The 23838-nt window shown below is 69.8% G+C and carries 22 protein-coding genes; 15 read left to right on the top strand and 7 right to left on the bottom strand.

Features of this window, described 5'->3' with window-relative positions:
* Window positions 1-43 precede the first annotated feature (43 nt).
* From ABGI63_RS17440 to ABGI63_RS17410, 7 genes are all read left to right on the top strand, one after another.
* Window positions 44-1336 (top strand): MFS transporter, encoded by a 1293-nt coding sequence (locus ABGI63_RS17440; protein ID WP_349743615.1) that lies wholly within the window; start codon window positions 44-46, stop codon window positions 1334-1336.
* A gap of 41 nt (window positions 1337-1377) precedes the next feature.
* Window positions 1378-1809, top strand: a complete 432-nt coding sequence (locus ABGI63_RS17435; RefSeq protein ID WP_349743614.1) for a hypothetical protein — start codon at window positions 1378-1380, stop codon at window positions 1807-1809.
* A 94-nt stretch (window positions 1810-1903) separates the two neighbouring features.
* Window positions 1904-4198 carry a M14 family zinc carboxypeptidase gene (locus ABGI63_RS17430; RefSeq protein ID WP_349743613.1) on the top strand — a complete coding sequence of 765 codons (2295 nt, stop codon included), beginning with the start codon at window positions 1904-1906 and terminating at the stop codon, window positions 4196-4198.
* Between the two features lie 128 nt (window positions 4199-4326).
* A complete protein-coding gene (gene dusA / locus ABGI63_RS17425; protein WP_349743612.1) occupies window positions 4327-5376 on the top strand; it encodes a tRNA dihydrouridine(20/20a) synthase DusA in 1050 nt (349 codons plus the stop codon).
* Window positions 5377-5399: 23 nt separating this feature from the next.
* A complete protein-coding gene (locus ABGI63_RS17420) occupies window positions 5400-5978 on the top strand; it encodes a methylated-DNA--[protein]-cysteine S-methyltransferase (RefSeq protein ID WP_349743611.1) in 579 nt (192 codons plus the stop codon).
* Window positions 5979-6022: 44 nt separating this feature from the next.
* Window positions 6023-7258, top strand: a complete 1236-nt coding sequence (locus ABGI63_RS17415; RefSeq protein ID WP_349743609.1) for a DEAD/DEAH box helicase — start codon at window positions 6023-6025, stop codon at window positions 7256-7258.
* A gap of 25 nt (window positions 7259-7283) precedes the next feature.
* Window positions 7284-8087, top strand: coding sequence for a substrate-binding periplasmic protein (locus tag ABGI63_RS17410; protein WP_349743608.1), 804 nt, complete (start codon window positions 7284-7286; stop codon window positions 8085-8087).
* Window positions 8088-8109: 22 nt separating this feature from the next.
* On the opposite strand, the gene ABGI63_RS17405 is transcribed toward ABGI63_RS17410, so the two are convergent.
* The 6 genes from ABGI63_RS17405 to ABGI63_RS17380 form a co-directional block, all read right to left on the bottom strand.
* Entirely contained in the window at window positions 8110-9099 is a 990-nt protein-coding gene (locus tag ABGI63_RS17405; RefSeq protein ID WP_349743607.1) for a recombination-associated protein RdgC, read from the bottom strand.
* Window positions 9100-9180: 81 nt separating this feature from the next.
* A complete protein-coding gene (locus ABGI63_RS17400; protein WP_349743606.1) occupies window positions 9181-9831 on the bottom strand; it encodes a DsbA family oxidoreductase in 651 nt (216 codons plus the stop codon).
* A gap of 10 nt (window positions 9832-9841) precedes the next feature.
* A complete protein-coding gene (locus ABGI63_RS17395) occupies window positions 9842-10822 on the bottom strand; it encodes a succinylglutamate desuccinylase/aspartoacylase family protein (protein ID WP_349743605.1) in 981 nt (326 codons plus the stop codon).
* A gap of 15 nt (window positions 10823-10837) precedes the next feature.
* The gene (locus ABGI63_RS17390) at window positions 10838-11683 is read right to left on the bottom strand and encodes a PIG-L deacetylase family protein (RefSeq protein WP_349743604.1); all 846 of its coding nucleotides are present in this window, start codon (window positions 11681-11683) and stop codon (window positions 10838-10840) included.
* A 109-nt stretch (window positions 11684-11792) separates the two neighbouring features.
* Window positions 11793-12686 carry a DMT family transporter gene (locus ABGI63_RS17385; RefSeq protein ID WP_349743603.1) on the bottom strand — a complete coding sequence of 298 codons (894 nt, stop codon included), beginning with the start codon at window positions 12684-12686 and terminating at the stop codon, window positions 11793-11795.
* Entirely contained in the window at window positions 12686-13522 is an 837-nt protein-coding gene (locus tag ABGI63_RS17380; RefSeq protein ID WP_349743601.1) for an IclR family transcriptional regulator, read from the bottom strand. The genes ABGI63_RS17385 and ABGI63_RS17380 overlap by 1 nt, the downstream gene beginning before the upstream one ends.
* Before the next feature lie 279 nt (window positions 13523-13801).
* On the opposite strand from ABGI63_RS17380, the gene ABGI63_RS17375 reads away from it, so the two are divergent.
* From ABGI63_RS17375 to ABGI63_RS17360, 4 genes are read left to right on the top strand one after another with little or no spacing between them, the layout of a single operon-like run.
* Window positions 13802-15490, top strand: coding sequence for a long-chain fatty acid--CoA ligase (locus ABGI63_RS17375; protein ID WP_349743600.1), 1689 nt, complete (start codon window positions 13802-13804; stop codon window positions 15488-15490).
* A 33-nt stretch (window positions 15491-15523) separates the two neighbouring features.
* The gene (locus ABGI63_RS17370; RefSeq protein ID WP_432767434.1) at window positions 15524-16507 is read left to right on the top strand and encodes a tripartite tricarboxylate transporter substrate binding protein; all 984 of its coding nucleotides are present in this window, start codon (window positions 15524-15526) and stop codon (window positions 16505-16507) included.
* Window positions 16508-16516: 9 nt separating this feature from the next.
* Window positions 16517-18034, top strand: a complete 1518-nt coding sequence (locus tag ABGI63_RS17365; protein ID WP_349743599.1) for a class I adenylate-forming enzyme family protein — start codon at window positions 16517-16519, stop codon at window positions 18032-18034.
* On the top strand, window positions 18031-18993 hold the full coding sequence (locus ABGI63_RS17360) for a tripartite tricarboxylate transporter substrate binding protein (protein ID WP_137944987.1): 963 nt from the start codon (window positions 18031-18033) through the stop codon (window positions 18991-18993). Before ABGI63_RS17365 ends, ABGI63_RS17360 begins: the two co-directional genes overlap by 4 nt.
* A gap of 27 nt (window positions 18994-19020) precedes the next feature.
* Here the strand turns inward: ABGI63_RS17360 and ABGI63_RS17355 are convergent, their stop codons facing one another.
* Window positions 19021-20358, bottom strand: coding sequence for a tetratricopeptide repeat protein (locus ABGI63_RS17355; RefSeq protein WP_349743598.1), 1338 nt, complete (start codon window positions 20356-20358; stop codon window positions 19021-19023).
* 152 nt (window positions 20359-20510) lie between these two features.
* Between ABGI63_RS17355 and ABGI63_RS17350 the strand changes: the two genes are divergently transcribed.
* The 4 genes from ABGI63_RS17350 (at window position 20511) to ABGI63_RS17335 (ending at window position 23828) form a co-directional block, all read left to right on the top strand.
* Window positions 20511-21551 (top strand): GlxA family transcriptional regulator, encoded by a 1041-nt coding sequence (locus tag ABGI63_RS17350; RefSeq protein ID WP_349743597.1) that lies wholly within the window; start codon window positions 20511-20513, stop codon window positions 21549-21551.
* 104 nt (window positions 21552-21655) lie between these two features.
* Complete coding sequence (locus ABGI63_RS17345; RefSeq protein WP_349743708.1) at window positions 21656-22426, top strand: class II aldolase/adducin family protein; 771 nt, start codon at window positions 21656-21658, stop codon at window positions 22424-22426.
* Window positions 22426-23355: a 2-hydroxyacid dehydrogenase gene (locus ABGI63_RS17340; RefSeq protein WP_349743596.1), complete on the top strand. Its 930-nt coding sequence runs from the start codon at window positions 22426-22428 to the stop codon at window positions 23353-23355. Before ABGI63_RS17345 ends, ABGI63_RS17340 begins: the two co-directional genes overlap by 1 nt.
* Before the next feature lie 170 nt (window positions 23356-23525).
* Window positions 23526-23828, top strand: coding sequence for a hypothetical protein (locus ABGI63_RS17335; RefSeq protein WP_349743595.1), 303 nt, complete (start codon window positions 23526-23528; stop codon window positions 23826-23828).
* Window positions 23829-23838 lie beyond the last annotated feature (10 nt).

Genomic DNA, 23838 nt, shown 5'->3' with positions numbered 1-23838 from the left:
ACGAGATGGCGGCGCTCCCAGGAGGGCGCCGCAGGGAGATGCGGTGATTGCCGTGATGCGCGGGCGTGTGGACGCCCTGGGCCCTCCGTTCCGGGCCCTGCTGTGCAGCGAGCTGCTGAGCTGGCTGGCACTGATGGTCGGTGCGGTCGCCGCGCCATGGTGGATTGCCGGCCAGGGTGGAGCCCGTGATCTGGCCATCTACGGTTTCAGCGCGGCCACCCTGGCGGTGATCGTGATGCCGGTGCTGTCGCCGCTGGGCGACCGCCTGGCCAAACGCCGGCTGATCATGCTGGGCCTCGTGCTTTATGCCCTGGTGGCCCTGCTGCTGGCCAGCCTGGTCAGCCTCGACCACTACCACCTCGGCTGGGTCCTGCTGGCCGCGCTGCTGAGCGCGCTGGCCTCGGGCCTGTTGATGCCGACGCTGATGACGGTGGCTGCCGACCTGGTCGAGACCCCGCAACTGCCTGATGCCCTGAGCCTGCAGCGCAGCGCGCAGTCGCTGGGCCGGGTGCTGGGCCCGGCCCTGGGCGGCAGCCTGCTGGCTTGGTCGACCGGCGCGGCGCTGTGGCTGCAGGCCGGCCTGCTGTTCAGCGCGGTGCTGCTGGCGCGCCGATTGCCGCAGCGGGCGCCGCCGGCACGCGCGGGGCGTGGCATGAGCGCCTGGCGCGACGATCTGCGGCAGGGCCTGCGGGCCAGCTGGACCATGCCGCTGGAGCGGGGGTGGACCCTGGTGAACTTCGTCGGCATGCTGTTCATGTTCCCGGCCTTCACGATGCTGGTGCCCTTGAAGATCAAGGCCCTGGGGCTCTCCGGCGCCTGGCTGGGCGCGGCCGAGACCGGGCTGTCGCTGGGCATGTTGGTCGGCGCGCTGGGCGGCTCGGCCTGGGTGGCCCGGCGGATCGGCCGCTACGCGACCCGTGTCGGCGCCACCGCCGCCCAGGGCCTGGGCCTGGCGCTGGCGGGTTGGACCGGTCAGGGCGAGGTGCTGGTGCTGGCCCTGTTCCTGGTCGGCCTGGCCAACTCATGCGGCGTGCTGGTCGGCCAGACCCATCGCATGCTGGCCATCCCGGAGCACTTCCGGGCCCGTCTGAGCTCGGTGGGCATGATGACGATGAATATCGCGGCGGCCGCCGGGCCGGCGCTGGCCGGCCTGGCGCTGCTGAAGCTGGAGGTGGCCACCGTCTACTTCCTGTTCGGCCTGCTGTCGGCGGCCAGCGCGCTGGGCTATCTGTTCGTGCCCGACTTCAAGACCCTGCTGACCCTCGATCACGAGCAGGTCAAGGACTGGTATGCCCACCGCCATCCGGAGCTGTTCGGCGCCGCTCCCAAGGGGTAAGCCCTGAGCCGCGCCGTGGGCGATCAGCGCACACTGCCGCGATGGGAGCGCGGCAACAATCCGCAAGGGCCTGGCTGATGCTGGCCCTGGGCCTGCTGGCGTCATGCCCGCAGGCCGATGAGGCATGGCCCGTCGCGGCCAGCGCCCTGGTCGCCGAGCTGCGGCCGCTGGCCCAGCGCCAGGGCTGGTTCGAGGGCGGCCCCTGGCAGCCCGAGCTCGATGCCTGGCAGGGCCGCAAGCACCGCCTGCTGCAGGCGCTGGCCGCGCAGCTGCAGCGCCACCCCCCGACGACCGAGATGCTGGACACCCAGCTGGGCGGGCTGCTGCGCGCCTGCGAGGCGGACCGGCCCTGGGCCCGCGACGCCGGCTGTGCCTGGATCAGCTGGCGCGGCCGGCGCGACGGCCTGCGCCTGAGCCTGGCCGATGGGCGGCTGCAGCGCCTGCAATGGCAGCTGGCGCTGGAGCAGCAATAGCGTTCACGCATTGCAGTACGGCGGCGGCACCGTTTTGCCGTCTTGACTGGGTGGCTGCCACGAGCGGCCGGCCCATGATCGGAGGACCTCTTCAGTGAATCCTGTTCAAACCCCCAAGGCCGCCCTGCGCGGCCGGCTGCGTCCCCTGCTCGCCGCAGCCCTGCTCGCTTTGAGCTGGCCCCTGGCCCAGGCCCATGAGATTGCCGGCCAGCAGACCGAGAACCGGGTCGTGATGCGCGCCTACTTCAGCGACCTGGCGCGCGCCCAGGCGATCGCCCACAGCCGCTTCGAGACCCTGGAGTCGAAGTACGAGCTGGGCTATGTCGTCGTCAATATCAGCCCGGCCGAGGCGCGCGAGCTGCGTGCCCAGGGCTTCCGCCTGGAGCCCGACAAGCGCTGGTGGGAGCAGCAGACCCAGCAGGCCCGGCGCGAGAGCACGGCCCTGCAGCAGCAGCGCCAACAACAGGCGCAGGCCGGCGAGGTCGTGGCCCTGGGCATCCCGAACTACAGCTGCTATCCGACCGTCGAGGAGGTGTTCAGCCAGGCCGATGCGTTGATCGCCGCCAAGCCGCAGCTGGCGCGCTGGATCGACATCGGCGACTCCTGGCAGAAGAGCCGCAATCTCGGCGGCTACGACCTGCGGGTGCTCAAGCTCAGCAATAGCGCGGTCGCCGGCGACAAGCCCAAGCTCTTCGTCAATGCCGGCATCCATGCGCGCGAGTACACGACCACGCCGCTGGTGCTGGAGTTCGCCAAGCGCCTGATCAACGGTCATGGCGTCGACGCCGATCTGAGCTGGATCCTCGACCACCACGAGGTGCACCTGCTGCTGGTCACCAACCCCGACGGCCGCAAGAAGGCCGAGACCGGCCTGCTGTGGCGCAAGAACACCAACACCGCCTACTGCGGCGCCACCAGCAACAGCCGCGGCGCCGACCTGAACCGCAACTTCGGTTTCGGCTGGAACTCCACCGGCGGTACCGGCTCCAGCGGCAATGCCTGCAGCGAGACCTACCGCGGCCCCAGCGGCGCTTCCGAGCCCGAGACCCGTGCGGTCGAGGCCTATATCCGCAGCCTCTGGCCGGACCGCCGCGGCCCCAACCGTGGCGACGCCGCGCCGCTGGACACCAGCGGCATCCATCTGGACATCCACAGCCATGGCCGCCTGCTGCTGTGGCCCTGGGGCACGAACGGTGCGGTGGCCGGCAATGACCGCCAGCTCGCCACGCTGGGGCGCAAGTTCGCCTACTGGAACGGCCACACGCCGCAGCGCTCGCTGAGCCTGTACGAGACCGACGGCACCAGCGATGGCCCCAGCTACGGCGAGCTGGGCGTCGCGGCCTTCACCTTCGAGCTGGGCACGGCCTTCTTCGAGCAGTGCAGCTATTACAGCAATACCCTGCTGCCGGGCAATCTGCCGGCCCTGATCTACGCGGCCAAGGTGGCGCGCATGCCCTACATCACGCCGGCTGGCCCGGACAGCCTGGAGCCGGCGCTGTCGACGGCCCGGGTGCGCGCGGGCACGCCGGTGACCCTGACGGCCCGCATCGACGACACCCGCTACAACAACAGCAATGGCGCCGAGCCGACCCAGGTGGTCAACGCGGCCGAGTACTACCTCGACCTCGCGCCCTGGCAGGCCGGTGCGGTGGCGCAGCCGATGGCGGCCAGCGACGGCAGCTTCAATGCGGCCTCCGAGGCGGTGCGCGCCACGCTCGATACCAGCGGGCTCGCGGTGGGCCGGCACATCGTCTATCTGCGCGGCCGCGACAGCGCCGGCAACTGGGGCGCGCCGAGCGCCGTCTACCTGGACATCGAATCCGGCAGCGGTGGCACGCCGCCACAGGCCGCTTTCGACTACAGCGTCAACGGCCTGACGGTCTCCTTCAGCGACCGCAGCAGCGATGACGGCAGCATCACCGCGCGCAGCTGGGAGCTGGGTGACGGCAGCAGCGCCAGCGGCACCAACCCGGTCAAGACCTATGCGGCGGCCGGCAGCTACAACGTGCGCCTGACCGTGACCGACAACGAGGGCTTGAGCGCCAACACCAGCCGCAGCGTGGTGCTGAGCGACGACGGCGTGCCGGTGCTGCTGAACAGCGTCGGCGGCCTGGCCGGGGCGGCCCGCAGCTGGCGCTACTGGAAGGTCGCGGTGCCGGCCGGCACCACCCAGCTGCAGGTGCGCACCAGTGGCGGCAGCGGCGACCTGGACCTGTTCACCCAGCCGGGCCAGAAACCCACGGCCAGCAGCTACAACTGCAAGAAGGAGGGCAGCACCAATCTCGAGACCTGCAGCCTGAGCAATCCGGCCCCGGGCTGGCTCTATATCGGGCTGTACGGCTACCGTGCCTATTCGGGCGCCAGCTTGCAGATCAGCTACACACCTTGAGGAAAGCGTAGATCACAAGCCCTGATCTTTCGGGGCAAGGCAGGCCGGCCGACCGTGTGGTGTTGCCGGCCTGCCTGCACAGGCCAATGCCGTTCGGCGGGATAATTGCGGCTCATCCCCGCCAAGACATGCCCGATTCTCTCGATAACTCCACTGCAGCCCCCAGCCCCTGGCGCCTGTCGGTCGCCCCCATGCTGGACTGGACCGACAAGCATTGCCGCAGCTTTCACCGCCTGCTGACCCGCCAGACCCGGCTCTACACCGAGATGGTGACCACCGGCGCGCTGCTGCATGGCGACCAGCCGCGCCATCTGGACTTCAACGTGCAGGAGCACCCCGTCGCGCTGCAGCTGGGTGGCTCGGAGCCGGCCGATCTGGCGGCCTGCGCGAAGCTGGCCGAGCAATGGGGCTATGACGAGGTCAATCTGAACTGCGGCTGCCCCAGCGAGCGGGTGCAGCGCGGCGCTTTCGGCGCCTGCCTGATGGCCGAGCCGGCCCTGGTGGCCGAGGGCATGAAGGCGATGAAGGATGCCGTCAGCATTCCGGTCACGATCAAGCACCGCATCGGTATCGACAAGGTCGAGAGCTATGAGTTCGTGCGCGACTTCGTCGGCACCATTGCCGAGGCCGGCTGCGAGGTCTTCATCGTCCATGCGCGCAATGCCTGGTTGCAGGGCCTGTCGCCCAAGGACAACCGCGAGATCCCGCCGCTGCGCTACGAGCTGGTGCACCGCCTCAAGCGCGAGTTCCCGGCGCTGACCCTCGTCATCAACGGCGGCCTCAAGGGCGATGCCGAGATCGCCGAGCAGCTGCAGCATGTGGACGGCGTGATGGTGGGCCGCCAGGCCTATCACGAGCCCTGGCAGATGGCGCAATGGGATTCGCGCTTCTTCGGCAGGGCCGACCCGGCCGCCAGCCGCGAGCAGGTCGAGGCCGACTGGCTGGACTATCTGCGCGCGCAGGTCGAGGCCGGGCGGCCCTGGACCCAGGCGATGCGCCATGCGCTGGGCCTGTGGAATGGCCAGGCCGGGGCCCGGCGCTGGCGCCAGGTCTGGAGCGACGCGCAACTCAAGCGCCTGCCGGTGGACGAGGTCGCGGCCCTGGCCACCCGGGAGCGTATGGGCGTCGCTACCCATGTGGCGCAGGACAAGGCCGAGCGGGCCACCCAGACCGTCTGATAGCCGGTCTGAAAAGCGATCTGATGGACACCCTGTTCTTCCATTGCTATGACACGGCCTTGGGGACTTGTGCGCTGGCCTGGGGAGGGCAGGGCATCGTCGGCTCGCAGCTGCCCGAGGAAAGCGCCGCCGCGACACGCGACCGCATGCGGGTGCGCTTTGTGGCCGCGCGCGAGGTGCTGGCGCTTGAGCAGCTGCCGCCGCCGGTGCAGCAGGCCCGTGCCGGCGTGCAGGCCTTGCTGGCCGGCGAGCCGCGCGATCTGCTCGAGATCGTGCTGGACGAGCGCGGCGTGCCCGAGTTCAATCGCCAGGTCCATGCGCTGACCCGGCGCATCCCGGTCGGCCAGACCCTGACTTATGGTGAAGTCGCCGCGCGCCTGGGCCAGCCGGGCGCGGCCCGCGCGGTCGGTCGCGCCGAGGGCAGCAACCCCTTTGCGCCCATCGTGCCCTGCCATCGGGTGATGGGGGCGGGCGGCATCGCGTCTGCCAATCTGGTGGGCTTCTCTGCTCACGGCGGCGTTGCCACGAAACTGCGCCTGCTGGCCATCGAGGCGCGCGCCACCGGCCAGCAGGTCGGCGAGCAGACGCCGCTGTTCGGCTGAACCGTAGAATCCCGCCTTCATTCCTCTTCACAGGCCCGCCCTCGATGTCTTTCTCCACCCTGGGCCTGTCCCCCGCCTTGCTGCGCGCCGTGCGCGAGCAGGGCTATCACGCACCGACCCCGATTCAATCCGCCGCCATTCCCGCCGTGCTGGGCGGCGGCGATGTGCTGGGCCTGGCCCAGACCGGCTCGGGCAAGACCGCGGCCTATGCGCTGCCGCTGCTGCAGCGGGTGCTGGCCGCTCGTGACGGTGGCCCGCGCCGCCTGCGCGCGCTGCTGCTGCTGCCCACCCGCGAGCTGGCCGAGCAGGTCGGCGAGGTGCTGCGCGAGTTCGCTCGCGCGCTGCCCGAGCCGCTGAAGATCGCGATCGCCTATGGCGGTGTGTCCATCAACCCGCAGCTGATGGCTTTGCGCGGCGGCGTGGACATCATGGTGGCCACGCCGGGCCGGCTGCTGGACCTGGTCGAGCACAATGCGCTGCGCCTGGACACGGCCCAGACCCTGGTGCTGGACGAGGCCGACCGCCTGCTGGCGCTGGGCTTTGCCGAAGAGTTGCAGCGGGTGCTTGGCCTGCTGCCGGCGCAGCGCCAGAACCTGTTCTTCTCGGCCACCTTCGCGCCGGCCGTGCAGGCCCTGGCCGATGCCCTCCTGCGCGAGCCGCAGCGCATCGCGATCGAGGCCACGCCGGCCGAGCTGCCGGACATCGTGCAGCGCGCGATCCAGGTCGATACCGCCGCGCGCACGCCGCTGCTGCGCCATCTGATCGCCACCGAGGCCTGGCCGCGGCTGCTGGTGTTTGTCGCCACCAAGTACGCGGCCGAGCATGTCTCGGACAAGCTCTGGAAGACCGGCATCAAGGCGGCGGCCCTGCATGGCGAGCTGAGCCAGGGCACGCGGCGCCAGGTGCTGGCGGCGCTCAAAGCCAATGAGATCCAGGTGCTGGTGGCCACCGATGTGGCGGCCCGCGGCCTGGACATCCCGGAGCTGCCGGCGGTGCTGAACTACGAGCTGCCGCGCTCGCCGGCCGACTACACCCACCGCATCGGCCGCACCGGCCGGGCCGGTGCCAGCGGCGTCGCGCTGAGCTTCATCACGGCCGACACCGAGGCACACTTCCGCCTGATCGAGAAACGCCAGGGCCAGCGCGTCGCGCGCGAGCAGATCGCCGGCTTCGAGCCCGGCGAAGTCGCCAGCGAGGCCCAGGCCGTCGGTGGTATCAAGGGCAAGCGCAAGAGCAAAAAGGACAAGCTGCGCGAGGCGGCGGCACAATCGGCATCCTGACCTGGACTCGTTGGGACAAAGAAAGATGAACCCGTCCGCTCGCCAGACCTGTCTGGCCACTCTGCTGGTGCTGTGTGCAAGCGGAGCCCTCGCCGAGCAGTCCAAGCAGACCCTGCCGACCCTGCCGACCCTGCCGACCCTGCCGACCCTGCGTATTGCCCAGACCTCGGGCATGGGCTATCCGCTGCTGACGGTGGAGGGCGGCAAGGTCAGCGGCGGCTTTCTGCATGATCTGACCGAGCGGCTGGCGGCGGAGCTGGGCACGCGGGCCGTGCAGCAGCTCTACCCGCGCCGTCGCATCGAGCCGGCGGTGCTGGGCGGCCAGGCCGACCTGGTCTGCTATTCCAGCCCGGTCTGGACTCGGGCGCCGGCGTCGCAATGGACCCAGGCGGTGCTGCCGCAGATCGAGCGGGTGGTTGGCCCGGCCGAGCGGCCGGCCCCGGGACATCTGCCCGAGGATCTGGACGGCCAGCGCGTGGCCGTGCTGCTGGGCTACAGCTTTCCCAGCCTGCAGCCGCTGATGGAGGCGGGCCGCATCAAGCGTATCAACGACACGCAGTCCGACAACCTGTTTCGCCTCGTCAGCCGCGACATGGCCGATGTGCTGATCGTCTCGGAGGCCGAGATCGAGGGCTATTTCCAGCGCCATCCGAAAGAGCGCGAGCGCTTTGTGCTCAGTGCCAAACCCTATTCGGTGGTCGACACGCACTGCCTGGTGTCGCCGAAATCGCGCTGGGCCGTCGCGACCGTCGACAAGGCCTTGCACAGCCTGCAGGCCAGCGGCGAGATCGCAAGGCTGGCCCAGCGCTACGGCATGTCGATGCGCTGAGGCGCCAGGCCTCGGCGCAGGCTCAAGCCCAGGGCGGCGCCTCATCGCTGGCCGGGGCCAGGTCTTGATCCGGCGGCAGCAGCTCGGCGATGTCCAGTGACTTCGGGGCCGAGCCCAGGAAGTCGTGCTCGCCGCCCAGGCCCTCGATCAGGGCCGGGATCAGCTCGGCGAGCTCGCCGGTGGCGATCACCGCATCGGCGTCGAACTGCTCGTCCTTCTCGGGCTTGTCATGGCCCTCGAACACCAGGTCCAGAAAGGCGATCTTCTTGATGGCCAGCGTGTCGGTCAGCAGGAAGGAGACGCGGTCCTTGTAGCTCATCGCCAGCTTGGTCGGGCGCTTGCCGCTGCTCAGATGCTGGCGCACCTCCTCGATGTCCAGCGCATGGCGGGCATAGCGCACCACCGACTTCATCTCGTCCTCGCTCTTGAGCTCGCACTCGCGGTCTATCGTGAAGCCCTCGGGCGGCACACCGTCCATCAGCCAGGCGGCCATGCAGGCGGCCGGCGTCTCGGCGCTCTGCACCAGGTGCAGGGTGAGGCCGTCCAGTGCCTTGATCAGGAGGCTGACGACCTCCTCGCAGCGCGCCGGGCTGGACGCGTCGATCATCAAGAGGCGCTGCTCGGGCGCGATCCAGATGCGGATGCTGCTGCGCTTCTTGAAGCACAGCGGCAGCAGCTCGTGGGTGGCCTGTTCCTTCAGGTCCTTCAGCGCCTTCTTGCCGGGCTTGCGGCCGGTCTGCTCCTCGATCTGGGCGGCGATCTCGTCGACCCGCTCCTTGACCACCGAGCCCGGCAGCACGCGCGACTCTATCGTCAGCTTCAGATGCAGATGGCCGTCGATCACCTCGACCAGGGGCGCGTGCTCGATGCCGCGCGGCGGCACCCAGCCCAGCGACAGCGGCTCGCTGGGACCGCAGGGCAGGAACTGGCCCTTGGCCAGGGCCTCTTCAACCTCTTGCTGGGTGGGCTGCCAGCTCGGGCCCACGCGGTAAATCGTCAAGTTCTTGAACATCTTGTTGCTCGGCGTCGTGCGCAAATGAAACCGCCCCGAGGGCGGGGCGGTTGGGGGGAAAGGTCTGGGCTCTATTGTCGCTCAGGCCGACGGGATGGCCTCGGCCGCGATCTGGCGCAGCGCCTGCTCGAACACCTCGCTGGGCTGGCCGCCCTGGATCAGATGACGCTCGTTGATGATGATGGCCGGCACCGAGTTGATGCCCTGGCTCAGATAGAAGCTCTGAGCATCGCGCACCTCCTGCCGGTAGGCGTCCGAGCCCAGCACGGCCGCAGCCGCCTGCCGGTCCAGGCCGGCCTCGGCGGCGGCATCCAGCAGCACCTCATGGGCGCCCGGATTCTTGCCGGCGCTGAAGTAGGCGCCGAACAGGGCCAGCTTCAAGGCCTTCTGCCGGTCGGCGTCCTGCAGCCCGGCCCAATGCAGCAGGCGATGGGCGTCAAAAGTGTTGTAGATGCGGCTGCGGGCGCCCGCGGTGAAGGTGAAACCCAGCGCCGCGCCGCGCTGGCGTATCGCCTCGCGCGTGGCCGCCAGCTGCTCAGGCCCGGCGCCGTATTTCTGTGCCAGATGCTCGTCGATGTCCTGGCCTTCGGGGGCCATCTGCGGATTCAGCTCGAAGGGCTGGAAGTGCAGGTCCACCGCCAGCTCGGGCAGCCGGGCCAGGGCCTGCTCCAGCGACTTCAGGCCGATCACGCACCAGGGGCAGGAAACGTCGGAGACAAAATCGATACGCATGGTCCGCACTCTAGCCGAGCCGGCGCTCACTCGCTCGCGCCAGATAGAACCACTCGCTGCCGGGCTGGGCATTGGCAGCCGGGAAGACGATGCGGCCATCATCGGGCGCCAGCACCGGTGTGCCGTCATGGCGGCTGCCGATCAGCTGGCCCTTGCTGACCGCGTCGAAGCTGACCCAGGCGCGCTCGAAGCGGTCGCCTTCGTGCTCGCGGTCGATCACCTCATAGAGTTGCAAGAGCTCGGGCGGCTCGGCCGGGCGGGGGGCGACGACGCCGGGCTCGACCATGCCCAGCAGTACCAGGGTGCGCAGAATGGCCCGGTAGGCAAACTCCGGCGCGGCCGGGTCCTCGTGCTGGCCGCATTCCAGCGTGATGCCGTAGCCGCCCTGCGAGCGCATGTACTCGGTGGTGCCGACGCCGTAATGCGGGTCTTGCTGCAGGGTGGCGCGGCGCGTGCCGTCGCCGGTCCTGGCCGCGCGCCGCTGCAGGCCCAGGGCATAGGTCGAGAGCCAGCCCTCGACGATGCGGCCGGTGCCGACGCAGGCGGCCAGCCGCGCCTCGGCCAGCTCATGGGCAAAGGGCTCGAGCTCGCCGCTGTTGTTGCGCGGGCCCAGCATCGCGAAGGGCTGGCCCTGGCCCTGGAAGGAATGCAGGTCCAGCAGCACCTCGTGATCGGCCAGCCAGCGGCACAGCGGGCCGGCGATGCGGTCCTCGAAGTCCTGCGCAATCACGGCCGGGCGCAGATTGCGGTTCAGATTGCGCTCGCCCTCGCGCCGGCCCAGCGCATGGGCCAGCGGGTTGACGATGGGGATCAGGCTCAGGGTGCCACGCAGCAGGCGCAGCGCGCCGCTGTCGAGCTCGGCCACCAGGCGCCGGATCGCGGCCACGCCGCAGATCTCGTTGCCATGCACGGCGGCGCTGACCAGCAGGCGCGGGCCGGCGTGCAGGCCGGCGAACTGATGGATGCGCAGATGAGTAGGGTGTTCAGACATTGCCGGGGATCTTTCTCAGGGCTTCAGCCAGCGCGCATCGATCGCCTGATCGGCGGGGCACAGGCGGGGGGACAGGTCTTGCTGGGGCCGGCCGTCGGCCCACAGGCTCAGCCGGTACAGCGTGCCGAAGGCATAGCCGGGCACGTCGCTGCCGGCGCCGGCTAGCAGCTCGCCGCCACGGCGCACGCTGTCGGCCAGCCAGGCCGGCAGGCGCAGGTGATAGGGGTTGCGGGCGATTTCGCCGTGGTGGCAGGCCAGGGCCTGGACCAGGCGCGCGGTGTCGGCCACGCCGGTCTCGACCAGCCAGTTCGGCGCCTGCAGCGTCGCCCAGTATTCGGTCTCGGCCAGCACGCAGCTGATGCCGCTGGCCTGCAGCGCCTGGGTCAGCAGCTTGTGCACGCCGATATGGGTGGCGATGCCGTCGCGCGCATGCGGGGCCAGCACCAGGGCGGGCTTCTGCTCGGCCAATAACTCGGTCACGCACTGCAGATGGGCGCGCCAGAGCTGGGGCGATTCGGTCTCGGTCTCGGGCCGCACCAGGGCCAGGCCCTGCTCGGTCAGGCGGATATTGTCGAAGCCCAGCACCTCGCAGGCGGCCTGCAGCTCGCGCCAGCGCGGCTCGCGGCGCTCGGGCTTGCTGCCCAGCGTCACGGCCACATTGGTGATGCGCCACTGCGCTTCCTGGCGCAGCCGCAGCGGCAGCGCGCCGACGATGCATTCGTCATCGGGGTGGGGTGAGAAGATCATGCAGTGGCCGGGCAGCGGCTTGCCGCGTGCCGGCTTGGCGGCGGCGGCCGGCCGGGCCTGCATCAGTGCGGCAAAACCTGACACCTGCTGCTGCCAGTATTCAAAGTCGTCCATGGGTAGGGGCGAAGAGAAGAGGGGAGTGGTAAGGGACGAGGGTGCCGGCAATGCTAGGGCAAGGCGAGTGGGTGTCGGCGAGACGCGGTCATAGCTTTTGTTGGGGGTCTCATGCATTTTTCCTGCTGCTCGGCGCGGTGGCCAGCAGCACGCCGGCCAGGGCCAGGCCATAGGCCAGCAGCTGGACGGCGCCGATGCGCTCGCCGAGAAAGACCAGGCCCACCAGCGCGGTGGCGATCGGCAGAAAAACCATGAAGACGCCGGCCTGCGCGGCCGGCACCTTCTTCAGCCCGGTCATCCACAGCCAGACCGTCACCATGCTGGCCGCCGCCGCATAGAACAGCAGCAGCGCCCAGTGCTGGCCGCTGGGCCGGGCGAAGTCATAGCTCAGCGCCTGCCACAGGCCCAGCGGTGTCACCAGGGCCAGGCCCCAGAGATTGATCAGCGCGCTGATGCGCTTGGGCGAGAGATGGGCGGTCAGCTGCTTGCCGATCACGACATAGCCGGCCTCGCAGAACACCGCCGCCAGCAGCAGGGCGGCGCCCCAGGGCGTGGTCTGACCCTGGCCCTCGCGGTTCAGTGCTACCAGCGCAATGCCGCTGACGCTCAGCACGATGCCGGCCATCACCCGCGGCGCGATGCGCTCGCCCAGCAGCAGCCGGCTCAGCAGGGCCACCGCAGCCGGGATGCCGGCCATGATGACGCCGGCCACCACGGCCGAGCTCAGCTGCAGGCCGAACAGCAGGCAGATCGAGAACAGGAAGTTGCCGACAAAGGACTCGAGGAACAGCAGGCGGCGCGAGCGGGCATCGAGCCGGGCTTCGTCGGCACCGCGCCGGACCCAGCCGGCCATCAGCACGGCCGCGCTGCCAAAGCGCAGCCAGGCCAGCAGAAACACCGGGAACACCGCCAGCAGCAGCTTGGACAGGCCGACATAGCTGCCGACCAGGCTGGTGCTCAGTGCCAGGCAGGCATAGGCCAGCCAAGGGGTGCGGCCCGGCATCAGTCGCGCCAGTCGGCCGCCTGGATGGCGTCGACGATCTCGCGGCCGGTGTGCTTCAGCGCAGTAGCGAAGTCCTCGTGCAGCAGCGCGCCACGCAGCCGCGTGGCCGGGCCGCCCACCGTCAGCGCCAGCGGCTCGCGGCCGTCGCCGATGTCGATGCCGACACCGATGGCCGCGATATCGCTCTCCCACTCCGATTCGGAGCAGGCATAGCCGCGCCGCGCGTAGTCGGCCTCGGCGCGCCGCAGCGCCGGCTGCTGGCGGGCCCAGCGCCCGGCGTCCTGGGCCTGCAGGCGCTGGCCCAGCAGGGTGCGCATGCCCGGCGAGGCGCAGCACCACATCGCGCGGCCCATCGCGGTCTCGGCCAGCGGCAGCCGGGTGCCGACATCCAGGCCCAGGATCAGCCGCGCGGTGCTGCGGCAGTGGGCGACATAGACCATGCTCAAGTCATGCCGCACGCCCAGCGAGATCGCGGCCTGGGTGTGCTCGGCCAGGGTCTCCATGAAGGGGCGGGCGATGCGGCCGATCTCGAAATTCGTCAGCACCGAGAAGCCCAGCGACAGCACGGCCGGGCTCAGCGCGTACTCGCCGGTCTGCGGGCGGTGGCGCAGATAGCCCAGGCTGGTCAGCGTGAAGCTCAGGCGCGAGACGGTGGCCTGGGGCAGGCCGGTGCGGCGGGCGATCTCCTGATGGGCAAGCCAGCGGTCCTGCGGCTTGAAGCAGCGCAGCAGCTCCAGCCCGCGGGCCAGCGCGGTGACGAAGCGGCGGTCCTCGGCCGGGTCGGCCGTCTCCTTGCCCTCGGCGGCCTCGGCGAGGCTGCTGCGCTGTCGTCCCATGCTTGCTGCAATCCGGTTATTTTCCGCTCGACGGAATATAGCGCGCCACGTCTTTGCTCGCTGCGGCGCCTGGATGCTCGCAATCCCTGATTTCAGATCCATTCCAATTTACAGCCGCCGAAGGGCTGCGTAGACTGGGTCGTAGCATTTGTGTATTCCGTCGAGCGGAATGAAGGAATGACGCCGATGCGACAGCGGTGCCCCAGGCATCGACCTATAAGCAAGGACGGAGACAAGAAGCCAGCGGCCGCGCAGCGATGCCGGCCATGGCCCAGCCCCATGAATTCAGTCCCTTCATCGCAGGCACCGCATCTGGCGCACTGGCCGCCGGGCCTGCCGCAACACCTGACCCTGCCGCAGACCCACCTCTTCTTCAATGTCGAGGTGGCCGCCGCGCGCTACCCCGACAAGCCCTTCATCATCTTCTACGACACGGCGATCAGCTTCGCCGAGTTCCTGCGCGAGACGGAGCGCATCGCCGGCTATCTGCAGCAGGACTGCGGCGTCCAGGCGGGCGACCGGGTGCTGCTCTATATGCAGAACAGCCCGCAATGGGTGCTGGCCTTCTACGCCATCCTGCGCGCCAATGCGGTGGTCGTGCCGGTCAATCCGATGAACCGGGGCGAGGAGTTGCGCCACTATGTCGCGGACAGCGGCGCCGGCACGGCTTTCGTCGCGCAGGATCTGCTGGATCAGCTGCAGCCGCTGCAGTCCTTGCCGGGCACGGGCGGGCTGCAGCATCTGATCGTCGCGTGCTATAGCGACTATCTGCGCGAGGCTACCGATCTGAGCGTGCCCGATTTCGTCGCCGCGCCGGCGCGGCCCCTGGTCGGCACGGGACTGCGGGCCTGGCGCGAGATGCTGCAGGCCGGGCGTGTGCCGGGCCCGCTGACGGCCGGCCCCGACGATCTCTGCGTGATGCCCTACACCTCGGGCACGACCGGCCAGCCCAAGGGCTGCATGCACACCCACCGCAGCGTGATGAGCACCCTGGTCGGCGGCATCAACTGGTTCGCCCGCACCCAGGACGCGGTCTATCTGTCGGTGCTGCCCTTCTTCCATGTCACCGGCCTGTCGGGCAGCCTCAACGGGCCGCTCTATATCGGCGCCACCATCGTCGTGCTGCCGCGCTGGGATCGCGATGCGGCGGCGCTGTGCATGCAGCGCTACCGGGTCACCGTCTGGCAGACCATCTCGACCATGCTGATCGACTTCCTGGCCAACCCCAGGCTGGCGGACTATGACCTGTCCAGCCTGGCCGGCATCCGCGGCGGCGGCGCGGCGATGCCCGAGGCCATCTGCGCCAAGCTGAAGGCGCTGACCGGACTGGACTATGTCGAGGGCTACGGCATGTCCGAGACCATGGCCGCCACCCATATCAACCCGGTGCACCGGCCCAAGCCCCAGTGCCTGGGCATCCCGGTCTTCGATGTCGATGCGCGCATCGTCGACCCCGTCAGCCTGGCCGAGCTGCCGCAGGGCGAGAGCGGCGAGATCATCATCGCCGCGCCGCAAGTGATGCAGGGCTACTGGCGCAACCCCGCCGCCACCGCCCAGGCCTTTGTCGAGATCGCCGGCCGGCGTTTTCTGCGCACCGGTGACCTGGGTCGCATCGACGAGGACGGCTACTTCTTCATGACCGACCGCCTCAAGCGCATGATCAATGCCTCGGGTTACAAGGTCTGGCCGGCCGAGGTCGAGGCGCTGATGTACCACCACCCGGCCGTGCAGGAGGCCTGCGTGATCGGCGTGCAGGACGCCCGACGCGGCGAGACCGTCAAAGCCCTGGTCGTGCTGAAGCCCGGCCTGGCGGAATCGGTCAGCGAGCAGGACATCATCGATTGGGCCCATGGCCATATGGCCGCCTACAAGAGCCCGCGCATCGTCGAGTTCGTCGCCGCGCTGCCCAAGTCGGGCAGCGGCAAGGTGATGTGGCGCGAACTGCAGGAGCAGCAGTCGCGCACCTGAATCCCCCTCTCTCATAAAACCAGGAGACAAGTGATGAGCAAGCAAACGATGATGTGGGGCCGCCGCCTGATGCTGGCGGCTGCCGCTGCGGCCACCTTGGCGCCGCTCGCCGGCGCCCAGGCCCAGGCCTTCCCGAGCAAGCCGGTCACCTTGATCGTGCCCTGGCCGGCCGGTGGCTCGACCGACCGGCATCTGCGTGCGCTGTCCGAGCTCGCGTCCAAGCATCTGGGCCAGCAGATCATCATCGAGAACAAGCCCGGTGGCGGCGGCACGCTGGGCCCGGGCACGATGGCGCAGACCGCCAAGCCCGACGGCTACACGATCTCGCAGTACCCGCTGGGCATGCTGCGCATCCCGCATATGCAGAAGACCGCCTGGGACCCGCTGAACGACTTCACGTTCATCATCGGCATCAGCGGCTACACCTTCGGCTTCACCGTCAAGAGCGACTCGCCGTTCAAGAGCTTCAACGACTACATCGAGGCCGCGCGCAAGGCACCGGGCCAGATCAATTACGGCTCCACCGGTACCGGCAGCAGCCCGCATCTGCTGCTGGAGGAGTTGGCCGGCAATGCCAAGGTGCAGCTCAACCACATCCCCTTCAAGGGCAATGCCGATCTGCAGCAGGCCTTGCTGGGCGGCCATGTGATGGCGCAAAGCGATGCCAGCGGCTGGGACAAGTTCGTCGACGGCGGCCAGATGCGTTTGCTGGTGACCTTCGGCGAGCAGCGCACCAAGCGCTGGCCCCAGGTGCCCACCGCCAAGGAGCTGGGCTATAACGTCGTGTCGACCTCGCCCTATGGCCTGGCCGGCCCCAAGGGCATGGACCCGGCGGTCGTCAAGGCGCTGCACGATGCCTACAAGAAGGCGATGGACGACCCCAAGCACATCGAGTTGCTGGAGCAGTTGAATCAGGCCATGTGGTATCGCAACGGCGCGGAGTACCGCCAGTGGGCGGTCGAGACCTATGCCAAGGACAAGGCGCTGATCGAGCGCCTGGGCCTGGCAGCGAAGTAGGCGGTGGGGATGGCCGATGACCAGGACTTCCAGCGCATCGCCGACCTGATCCAGCAGCATGCGCTGCAGCGACCGGCCGCGCCGGCGTTGCGCCAGGGCGACACGGTGTTGAGCTATGCCGCGCTCGACGCGCTGATGGACCGTATCGCCGGCGCGCTGCAGCGCGAGGGCGTCGCGCCCGGCCAGGCGATTGCGCTGTGCGGCCTGGCCACGCCGCGCCAGGCGGCGCTGTTTCTCGGCGCGCTGCGGGCCGGCGTCGTCGTCGCGCCGCTGGCCCCCTCGGTCACGGCGGCGGCGCTGGCCGGCATGCTGGGCGATGCGCAGGCGCGGCTGCTTTTTGCCGACGCGGCGGCGCCGATCTCGGCCGGCGACATCCGCCGTATCTCGCTCGATGACGAGGCCGCTTTCGAGGCCTGGCTGGCGCCGCTCGGCACGCGGCCGCAGCCGGTGGAGATCGGCGCCGAGGAGCCGTTCAACATCATCTATTCCTCCGGCACCACGGGCGCGCCCAAGGGCATCGTCCAGCCTCATGGCATGCGCTGGATGCATGTGCGGCGTGGCGCGGCCTATGGCTACGGGCCGGACAGCGTGACCCTGCTGGCCACGCCGCTGTACTCGAACACGACCCTGGTGGTGTTCTTCCCGGCCCTGGCCTATGGCGGCTGCGTGCTCTTGATGGCCAAGTTCGATGCCGCCGCCTATCTGGCCCTGGCCCATGCCCGCCGTGCCACGCACACGATGCTGGTGCCGGTGCAGTACCAGCGCATCATGGCCTTGCCGAGCTTCGACGACCATGACTTGAGCGCCTGCCGGATCAAGTTCTGCACCAGCGCGCCGTTCCCGGCCGCGCTGAAGGCCGAGGTGCTGGCGCGCTGGCCCGGTGGCCTGGTCGAGTTCTACGGCATGACCGAGGGCGGCGGCACCTGCATCCTCGAAGCCCATCTGCAGCCCGACAAGCTGCATACCGTGGGCCGGCCCGCCGAGGGGCACGACATCCGCCTGATCGACGAGGCGGGGCTGGAACTGCCGGCCGGCCAGGCCGGCGAGGTGGTCGGCCATTCGCCGGCGATGATGGCCGGCTACCACGGCCAGCCCGAGAAGACGCGCGAGGCCGAGTGGTTCGCGCCGGACGGCAAGCGCTTCATCCGTACCGGCGACATCGGCCGCTTCGATGCCGAGGGCTTTCTGATCCTGCTCGACCGCAAGAAGGACATGATCATCTCGGGCGGCTTCAATATCTACCCCAGCGATCTGGAGGCCGAGCTGCGCCAGCACCAGGCCGTCGCCGAGGCGGCGGTGGTGGGCGTGGCCAGCAGCGTCTGGGGCGAAACCCCGGTGGCCTTTGTCGTGCGGCGCGCCGGTTTCGACATGCCGGCCGCAGCGCTGCGCGAATGGCTCAACGCCCGCGTCGGCAAGACCCAGCGCCTGGCCGATCTGTGCCTGATCGCCGAGCTGCCACGCAGCGCCATCGGCAAGGTGCTCAAGCGCGAGCTCAGGGATGGCTACAAGCAGCAGGAGACGATATGAAGACGAACCGCCGCGAGTTTGCCCTTGGCCTGGCCGCGCTGAGCGCACCGGCCTGGGCCCAGGCCTGGCCGGCCAGGCCGATCAAGCTCATCGTGCCTTACCCGCCCGGCGGCTTCACCGACGTGACCGCGCGCCTGATCGCGCAGAAGCTGCAGGAGCGGCTGGGCCAGGCCGTCGTGGTCGACAACAAGCCCGGCGCCAACAGCATCATCGGCGTCGATGCGCTGGCCAAATCGGCGCCCGATGGCTACACGATGGCCGTCGTGATCGCCGCCTATGCGGCCAACACGACGCTGTATCCGAAGCTGCCCTATGACCCGGCCAAGGACATCGCGCCGGTCTCGCTGATCGGCCTGTCGCCGCTGGTCGCGGCGGTCCCCAATGAGGCGCCCTTCAAGACCGCCGCCGAGCTGATCGCCTATGCGAAGAAGAACCCCGGCAAGATCAGCTTCGGCTCCAGCGGCAACGGCTCGGCCGCCCACCTCAGCACCGAGCTGCTGAAGGCGCTGACCGGCAGCTATATGGTGCACATCCCCTATCGCGGCGCGGCCGCCGCGCTGACCGATCTGATGGGCGGCCAGATCCAGCTCTTTCTCGACGCCGCCTCCGGCCTGATCGCCCCCGGCAAGGCCGGCAAGGTGCGGCTGATCGGCGTGGCCAGCGACAAGCGCCTGCCCGCGCTGCCCGAGCTGCCGACCTTTGTCGAACAGGGCGTGGCCGGCTTCACCGGCAGCACCTGGGCCGGCCTGCTGGCGCCGGCCGGCACGCCCGAGGCGATCGTCAAGCGAGTGGCCGACGAGGTCAACGCCATCGTCCGCCTGGACGAGGTGCGCCAGCGCCTGGAGGCCATGGGCACGGTGCCCATGGGCGGCAGCCCGGCCGAGTTCGGCAGCTTCATCGCCAGCGAAACGGCCAAATGGGGCCAGGTGATACGCAATGCCAAGGTGAAGGTGGACTGAGGGCGGACGGCCTGCCGCGACGGCCGATCAGGCCGACGCCAGCGCGCGGTTCGTGCCAGCCGGCGTGCCGATGTGCCGGGAGGGCAGCACGCGGCTGCCATGCACGGACTGCTCGGCGGCCAGCGCGGCGGCCAGCGCCTGCTGGCCGCTGCGGCGCGCGGCTTCCTGCGCCGTCAGCAGCAGCACCTGGCGCTGCGCATGGCTGCCCCCCATCGGCTGGGTGGCGGGCAGCAGCGGCAGCAGCAGCTCGGTGCAGCGCACCGGCTTGCCGTCGAGCAGGGCGGCGAAGCCGTCGATCGCCGGCAGCGCAAGGCGGCGCCACACGGACTCGCCACCCGGGCCGGCTGCGGCGCCGATGGCCGCCTGGCGAAGCGCCTGAAGCCCGGCGCGATCACCGGCGCTGACGAAGGCCATCGCCGCATGCAGATCCAGAAAGGCCGAGCCGCCCCAGACCCCCTGGGCTTGCCAGCGCTGCGCGAGCGCGGTCCAGCGTGCGCCCGGCTCCACACCGCGCAGCTGCAAACGCCACAGCAGCGAGCTGGCATCGGCCAGGTTCAGGCTCAGCACCTCGGGGCCCGGTGCCACGGTCTCGTCGTACATGGCCAGCGCTGCGGCGTGTTCGCCACGCGCTAGCTGCATCAGCGCCAGATGCCAGTGGTTGTGCACCGCCATGCCGTTGTCATGACGCCAGTCGGCGCGGGTGGCCATGAGCCATTGCAGCCCGTCGGCGGGGCGCCCTTGCATCTCACAGACATGCGCCACCGCGTGCACCGCCCAGGCATCGTGGGGCTGCAGCTCGACCGCGCGGCGACCGACGGCTTCCGCCTGCTCGAACGCGCAGGTCTCCTCCAGCCCGAAGGCCAGCATGCCCAGCAGATAGCCATAGCCGCTGTCGCTCTCGCTCCAGTGGCCGAGCACCCGGGCGATGCGGTCGCGCAGCATCGTCGTGCGACCCAGCACCAGATCGCCCAGATGCGCGAGCTGCAGCGCGAGCAGGTCGCGTGGATGGCTGACGAGATGATGGTCCAGCGCGCTCAGGCCGGCGTCGATGTCGCCTGCGGCCCAGGCTTGCAGCGCGGCCAGCAGCGAGCGCTCGCGGGCGGTCGCCGTGTGTCGGCTGGCCGCCGCCAGTCGCAGGCTGTCGCCGGCCGCAGCGAACAGCGAGAACTCGAAGGCGCTGAGCATCACCGAGGCCTGCAGCAAGTGGCCGGCAATGAAGTCGGGATCGTCGGCGAGCACCGGCGCCAGCAGCGCCAGCGGGTCCAGGCGCCAGCTGTGGAACAGATCGAGTGCGGCGTCGTAGGCTGCGGCCGAGTCGCTGTTGGAGCTCGACAATGCCAGGCCGTGTCGGTCATGCAGTTTCATGGAGATTCCTTGCCATCAGAGGCGTCAGTTGAGAGTGCTTGCAGCGTAGGGCCGAGGCTGGCGGGCGCTCGCAGCCATTCCGGCAAGCAAGCTGACGAATCCGCCATCGGCTGCGGCGATACTGGCCGCAGCTCCACTGCCGCCTGATCGTCATGCCCGCTGCCAGCGCTGCCACCCAGGGACTGCCGACCATGGCCGTGCTGGTCACGCCTTACAGCACGGCCTCGGTGGCCTATGGCCTGACCGACCTCTTTCACAGTGCCGGGCGTGACTGGCCCATCGTCGTCGACGGCAGGCCGGGCCCGCCGGCCTTGCGCCCGATCACGGTCGGGCGGCAAGCGGGCCCTATGCAGGTGGCCAACGGGGCGATGGTCCAGGTCAGCAGCGCCCTGGCGGACTGCCGGCCCGACGTCGTCATCGTGCCCGATCTGCAGTTCGCGCCCGATGAACCGGTCACGGCAAGATTTGCCGACGAACTCGCGTGGCTGCAGCGCTGCCACGCTGCGGGCTCGCTGGTGACGGCGGCCTGTACCGGCGCGATGCTGCTCGCCGCTGCGGGCCTGCTGGAGAACGAGGACGCGACCACGCACTGGGCCTTTTGCGACGCGATGCAGCAGCTGCACCCGGGGGTGCGCGTGCGGCCGCAACGCTCGCTGGTGGTGTCCGGCGAGGGGCAACGGCTGGTGATGGCCGGTGGTGGCACCTCGTGGATGGACCTGGCGCTGTACCTGATCGCGCGCCTGGTCAGCATCGAGGCCGCCACCCATGTGGCCCGGGTCTGGCTGATCGACTGGCACCAGGTCGGCCAGCAGCCGTTTGCACGCGTGGCCCGCACGCGCCAGTCAGACGATGCGGTGATCGGCCGCTGCCAGAGCTGGATCGCCGACAACTACGCCAGCGCCGCGCCGGTGTCTTCGCTGATCGCGCTGAGCCAGCTGCCTGAGCGCAGCTTCCAGCGCCGCTTCAAGCTGGCCACCGGCCTGACGCCGCTGGAGTATGTGCATACCCTGCGCATCGAGGAAGCCAAGCACCTGCTCGAGACGACGGCCTTGCCGATCGAAGCCATCGCCGAGCAGGTGGGCTATGAGGACGCGGCCTTTTTCGGACGCTTGTTCCGACGCAAGGTCCAGCTGTCGGCGCCGCAGTACCGCCGGCGCTTCGGCGGTCTGCGTGAGGCGCTGATGCAGGCCTGAGTGCGGCGTGGCGCACGGCCGCTGTCGCCGGCGTGACAGGGCTTGGACGCCACCTGGCGGCGACAATGCGTGGCGGCAACCGGCCCGAGGATTCGATGATGATGATGAAGCAATTGCCCCCCATCCCCAGCCTGCAGGCTCAGGTCTCGCCCGAGGAGTGGCAGCAGCGCGTCGATCTGGCGGCGGCCTACCGTCTGGTGGCGATGTTCGGCTGGGATGATCTGGTGTTCACCCATATCTCGGCGCGGGTGCCGGGCGAGGGCGATCAGTTCCTGATCAACCCCTACGGCCTGTTCTTCGAGGAGATCACGGCCTCCAGCCTGGTCAAGGTGGATCACCACGGCCGGCCGCTGCAGGACACGCCGTTCGCGATCAACCCGGCCGGCTTTGTGATTCATAGCACCGTGCACGAGGCGCGGCCCGAGATGAGCTGCGTGATGCACACGCACACCCCGCATGGCATCGCGGTCGCGGCCCAGGCCGAGGGGCTGCTGCCCTTGTCGCAGCAGTCGGGTTTTGTGCTGGGCAGCCTGGCCTATCACGACTACGAGGGCGTCGCGCTGCGCGATGCCGAGCGGCCGCGCCTGGCCGCAGACCTGGGCACGGCGCGTTTCATGATTCTGCGCAACCACGGGCTGCTGACCTGCGGCCGCAGCGTCGCCGAAGCCTTCCAGCAGATGTACACGCTGGAGGCGGCCTGCCGCATCCAGCTGCTGGCACAGGCCGGTGGCAGCGCGCTGACCCGGGTGCCGCAGGCCATCATAGCCACCATGCCCGAGCAGGCACGCGAGGTCAGCAAGGGCCTGGGCGCGAATCTGGTCTGGCCGGGTCTCTTGCGCCGGCTCGATCGCCGCCTGCCGGGCTACGACAGCTGATGGCCATCCTGGTTCTCAGCGCGCCGCTGCCCTCGGCGCCCTTCGTCGCGGCGCTGCGCGCGGCCGCCCCGGAGGTGCAGGTCTGGACCGAGGCCGATGCGCCGCCGCCCGAGGCGGTCGAAGCCATCCTGGCCTGGCGGCTCAAGCCCGGCCAGCTCGGCGCTTACCCGAACCTGCGTCTGCTGTGCTCGACCGGCGCCGGCGTCGAGAAGCTGCTGGCCGTGCCGGACCTGCCGCCGGGGCTGCCGGTGAGCCGTGTGGTCGACCCCTTGCAGGCCCGCACCATGGCCCAGTATGTGATCGCCTGCGCACTGCATTTCAGCCGCGATCTGCCGCTGTATGCGGCCCAGCAGGCGCGTGCCGAGTGGCGCCGCCACCCGGTGCGTCCGCCCGAGCGCTGTCGGGTCGGCATCCTGGGCCAGGGGGCGGTGGCCCAGGCCGTGGCGGCCGCTTTTGTGCCGCTGGGCTACCCGGTGACGCTGTGGGGCCGCCAAGCCAAGCAGTTCGCAGGCCTGCAGAGCCTGGCCGGCGCTGGCGCGCTGCCGCAGCTGCTGGCCCAGAGCGATCTGCTGGTCTGCACCCTGCCGCTGACCGAGGCGACACAGGGCCTGCTGAACCGCGAGCGCCTGGCCCAGCTGCCGCGTGGCGCGGTGCTGATCAATGTGGGGCGCGGCGGCCATCTGGTCGAGGCCGATCTGCAGGCCTTGCTGGACGAGGGGCATCTGGCCGGCGCCGCGCTCGATGTGTTCGAGCGCGAGCCGCTGCCGCCCGAATCCTGGCTCTGGCACCATCCCCGGCTGCTGGCCACACCGCATATCGCCGGTGAGGCGCGCGAGACCGTGGTGGCCGCGCAGTGCCTGGCGGCGCTGCGCGCGGTGCGTGCCGGGCGGCGGCCCGAGTGGGCGGTGGACCGGGCGGCGGGCTACTGAAGAACCTTCTGCCCACAAAGCCCTAGCTCCAATGAGAGTGGCCGGGCCTTGAGTCCGGTCTTAGGCTTGCAGCAAGATCCGCGACACGGGTCTCGGAGACAGTCCCGACGCTGTCGCTCAAGCCATTCGGAGACGGGCCATTCATGGGGTATCAGCAGACCGGCCTTCAGATGCTGCCTGTCCTGGTCTGGCCCGCATTGCTGCTGCTGTCGGGCCTGCTGGGTCTGTGGTGGTACCGGGCGGCTATACGGCGGCGTGCAGCCCGGCAACGCGCGCGCGAGCAGGCGCAGCAGGCCGCCCACGATGTGCTGGTGCAGGGGGTGCAAGGCCTGTTGCTGCAACTGCAGTCGATCGCCGAGGGCTTCCCGAGCCAGGACCCTGCGCGCCTGGCGCTGGAGCGGCTGCTGGACCGCGCCGATGCGCTGCTGCTGGCTGATCGTGAGGCGCTGGCCGGTCGCGATGGGCTTGTCTAGGCCGGGCCCG

Origin of the sequence: Roseateles cavernae (assembly GCF_040187885.1) — a bacterium.
Lineage (GTDB): Bacteria > Pseudomonadota > Gammaproteobacteria > Burkholderiales > Burkholderiaceae_C > Roseateles_E > Roseateles_E cavernae.
This window is presented reverse-complemented; position numbering and strand designations above follow the sequence as displayed.

Excerpts from the sequence above, each read along its gene's own strand:
- ABGI63_RS17370 (WP_432767434.1), top strand. The coding sequence starts at position 15,524 with ATGAGCAAGCAAACGATGATGTGGGGCCGCCGCCTGATGCTGGCGGCT.
- ABGI63_RS17390 (WP_349743604.1), bottom strand. The coding sequence starts at position 11,683 with ATGGACGACTTTGAATACTGGCAGCAGCAGGTGTCAGGTTTTGCCGCA.
- ABGI63_RS17435 (WP_349743614.1), top strand. The coding sequence starts at position 1,378 with ATGGGAGCGCGGCAACAATCCGCAAGGGCCTGGCTGATGCTGGCCCTG.
- ABGI63_RS17340 (WP_349743596.1), top strand. The coding sequence starts at position 22,426 with ATGGCCATCCTGGTTCTCAGCGCGCCGCTGCCCTCGGCGCCCTTCGTC.
- ABGI63_RS17395 (WP_349743605.1), bottom strand. The coding sequence starts at position 10,822 with ATGTCTGAACACCCTACTCATCTGCGCATCCATCAGTTCGCCGGCCTG.
- ABGI63_RS17375 (WP_349743600.1), top strand. The coding sequence starts at position 13,802 with ATGAATTCAGTCCCTTCATCGCAGGCACCGCATCTGGCGCACTGGCCG.
- ABGI63_RS17355 (WP_349743598.1), bottom strand. The coding sequence starts at position 20,358 with ATGAAACTGCATGACCGACACGGCCTGGCATTGTCGAGCTCCAACAGC.
- ABGI63_RS17420 (WP_349743611.1), top strand. The coding sequence starts at position 5,400 with ATGGACACCCTGTTCTTCCATTGCTATGACACGGCCTTGGGGACTTGT.
- ABGI63_RS17410 (WP_349743608.1), top strand. The coding sequence starts at position 7,284 with ATGAACCCGTCCGCTCGCCAGACCTGTCTGGCCACTCTGCTGGTGCTG.
- ABGI63_RS17365 (WP_349743599.1), top strand. The coding sequence starts at position 16,517 with ATGGCCGATGACCAGGACTTCCAGCGCATCGCCGACCTGATCCAGCAG.
- ABGI63_RS17335 (WP_349743595.1), top strand. The coding sequence starts at position 23,526 with ATGCTGCCTGTCCTGGTCTGGCCCGCATTGCTGCTGCTGTCGGGCCTG.
- ABGI63_RS17415 (WP_349743609.1), top strand. The coding sequence starts at position 6,023 with ATGTCTTTCTCCACCCTGGGCCTGTCCCCCGCCTTGCTGCGCGCCGTG.
- ABGI63_RS17405 (WP_349743607.1), bottom strand. The coding sequence starts at position 9,099 with ATGTTCAAGAACTTGACGATTTACCGCGTGGGCCCGAGCTGGCAGCCC.
- ABGI63_RS17400 (WP_349743606.1), bottom strand. The coding sequence starts at position 9,831 with ATGCGTATCGATTTTGTCTCCGACGTTTCCTGCCCCTGGTGCGTGATC.
- ABGI63_RS17350 (WP_349743597.1), top strand. The coding sequence starts at position 20,511 with ATGCCCGCTGCCAGCGCTGCCACCCAGGGACTGCCGACCATGGCCGTG.
- ABGI63_RS17345 (WP_349743708.1), top strand. The coding sequence starts at position 21,656 with ATGAAGCAATTGCCCCCCATCCCCAGCCTGCAGGCTCAGGTCTCGCCC.
- ABGI63_RS17380 (WP_349743601.1), bottom strand. The coding sequence starts at position 13,522 with ATGGGACGACAGCGCAGCAGCCTCGCCGAGGCCGCCGAGGGCAAGGAG.
- ABGI63_RS17385 (WP_349743603.1), bottom strand. The coding sequence starts at position 12,686 with ATGCCGGGCCGCACCCCTTGGCTGGCCTATGCCTGCCTGGCACTGAGC.
- ABGI63_RS17360 (WP_137944987.1), top strand. The coding sequence starts at position 18,031 with ATGAAGACGAACCGCCGCGAGTTTGCCCTTGGCCTGGCCGCGCTGAGC.
- dusA (WP_349743612.1), top strand. The coding sequence starts at position 4,327 with ATGCCCGATTCTCTCGATAACTCCACTGCAGCCCCCAGCCCCTGGCGC.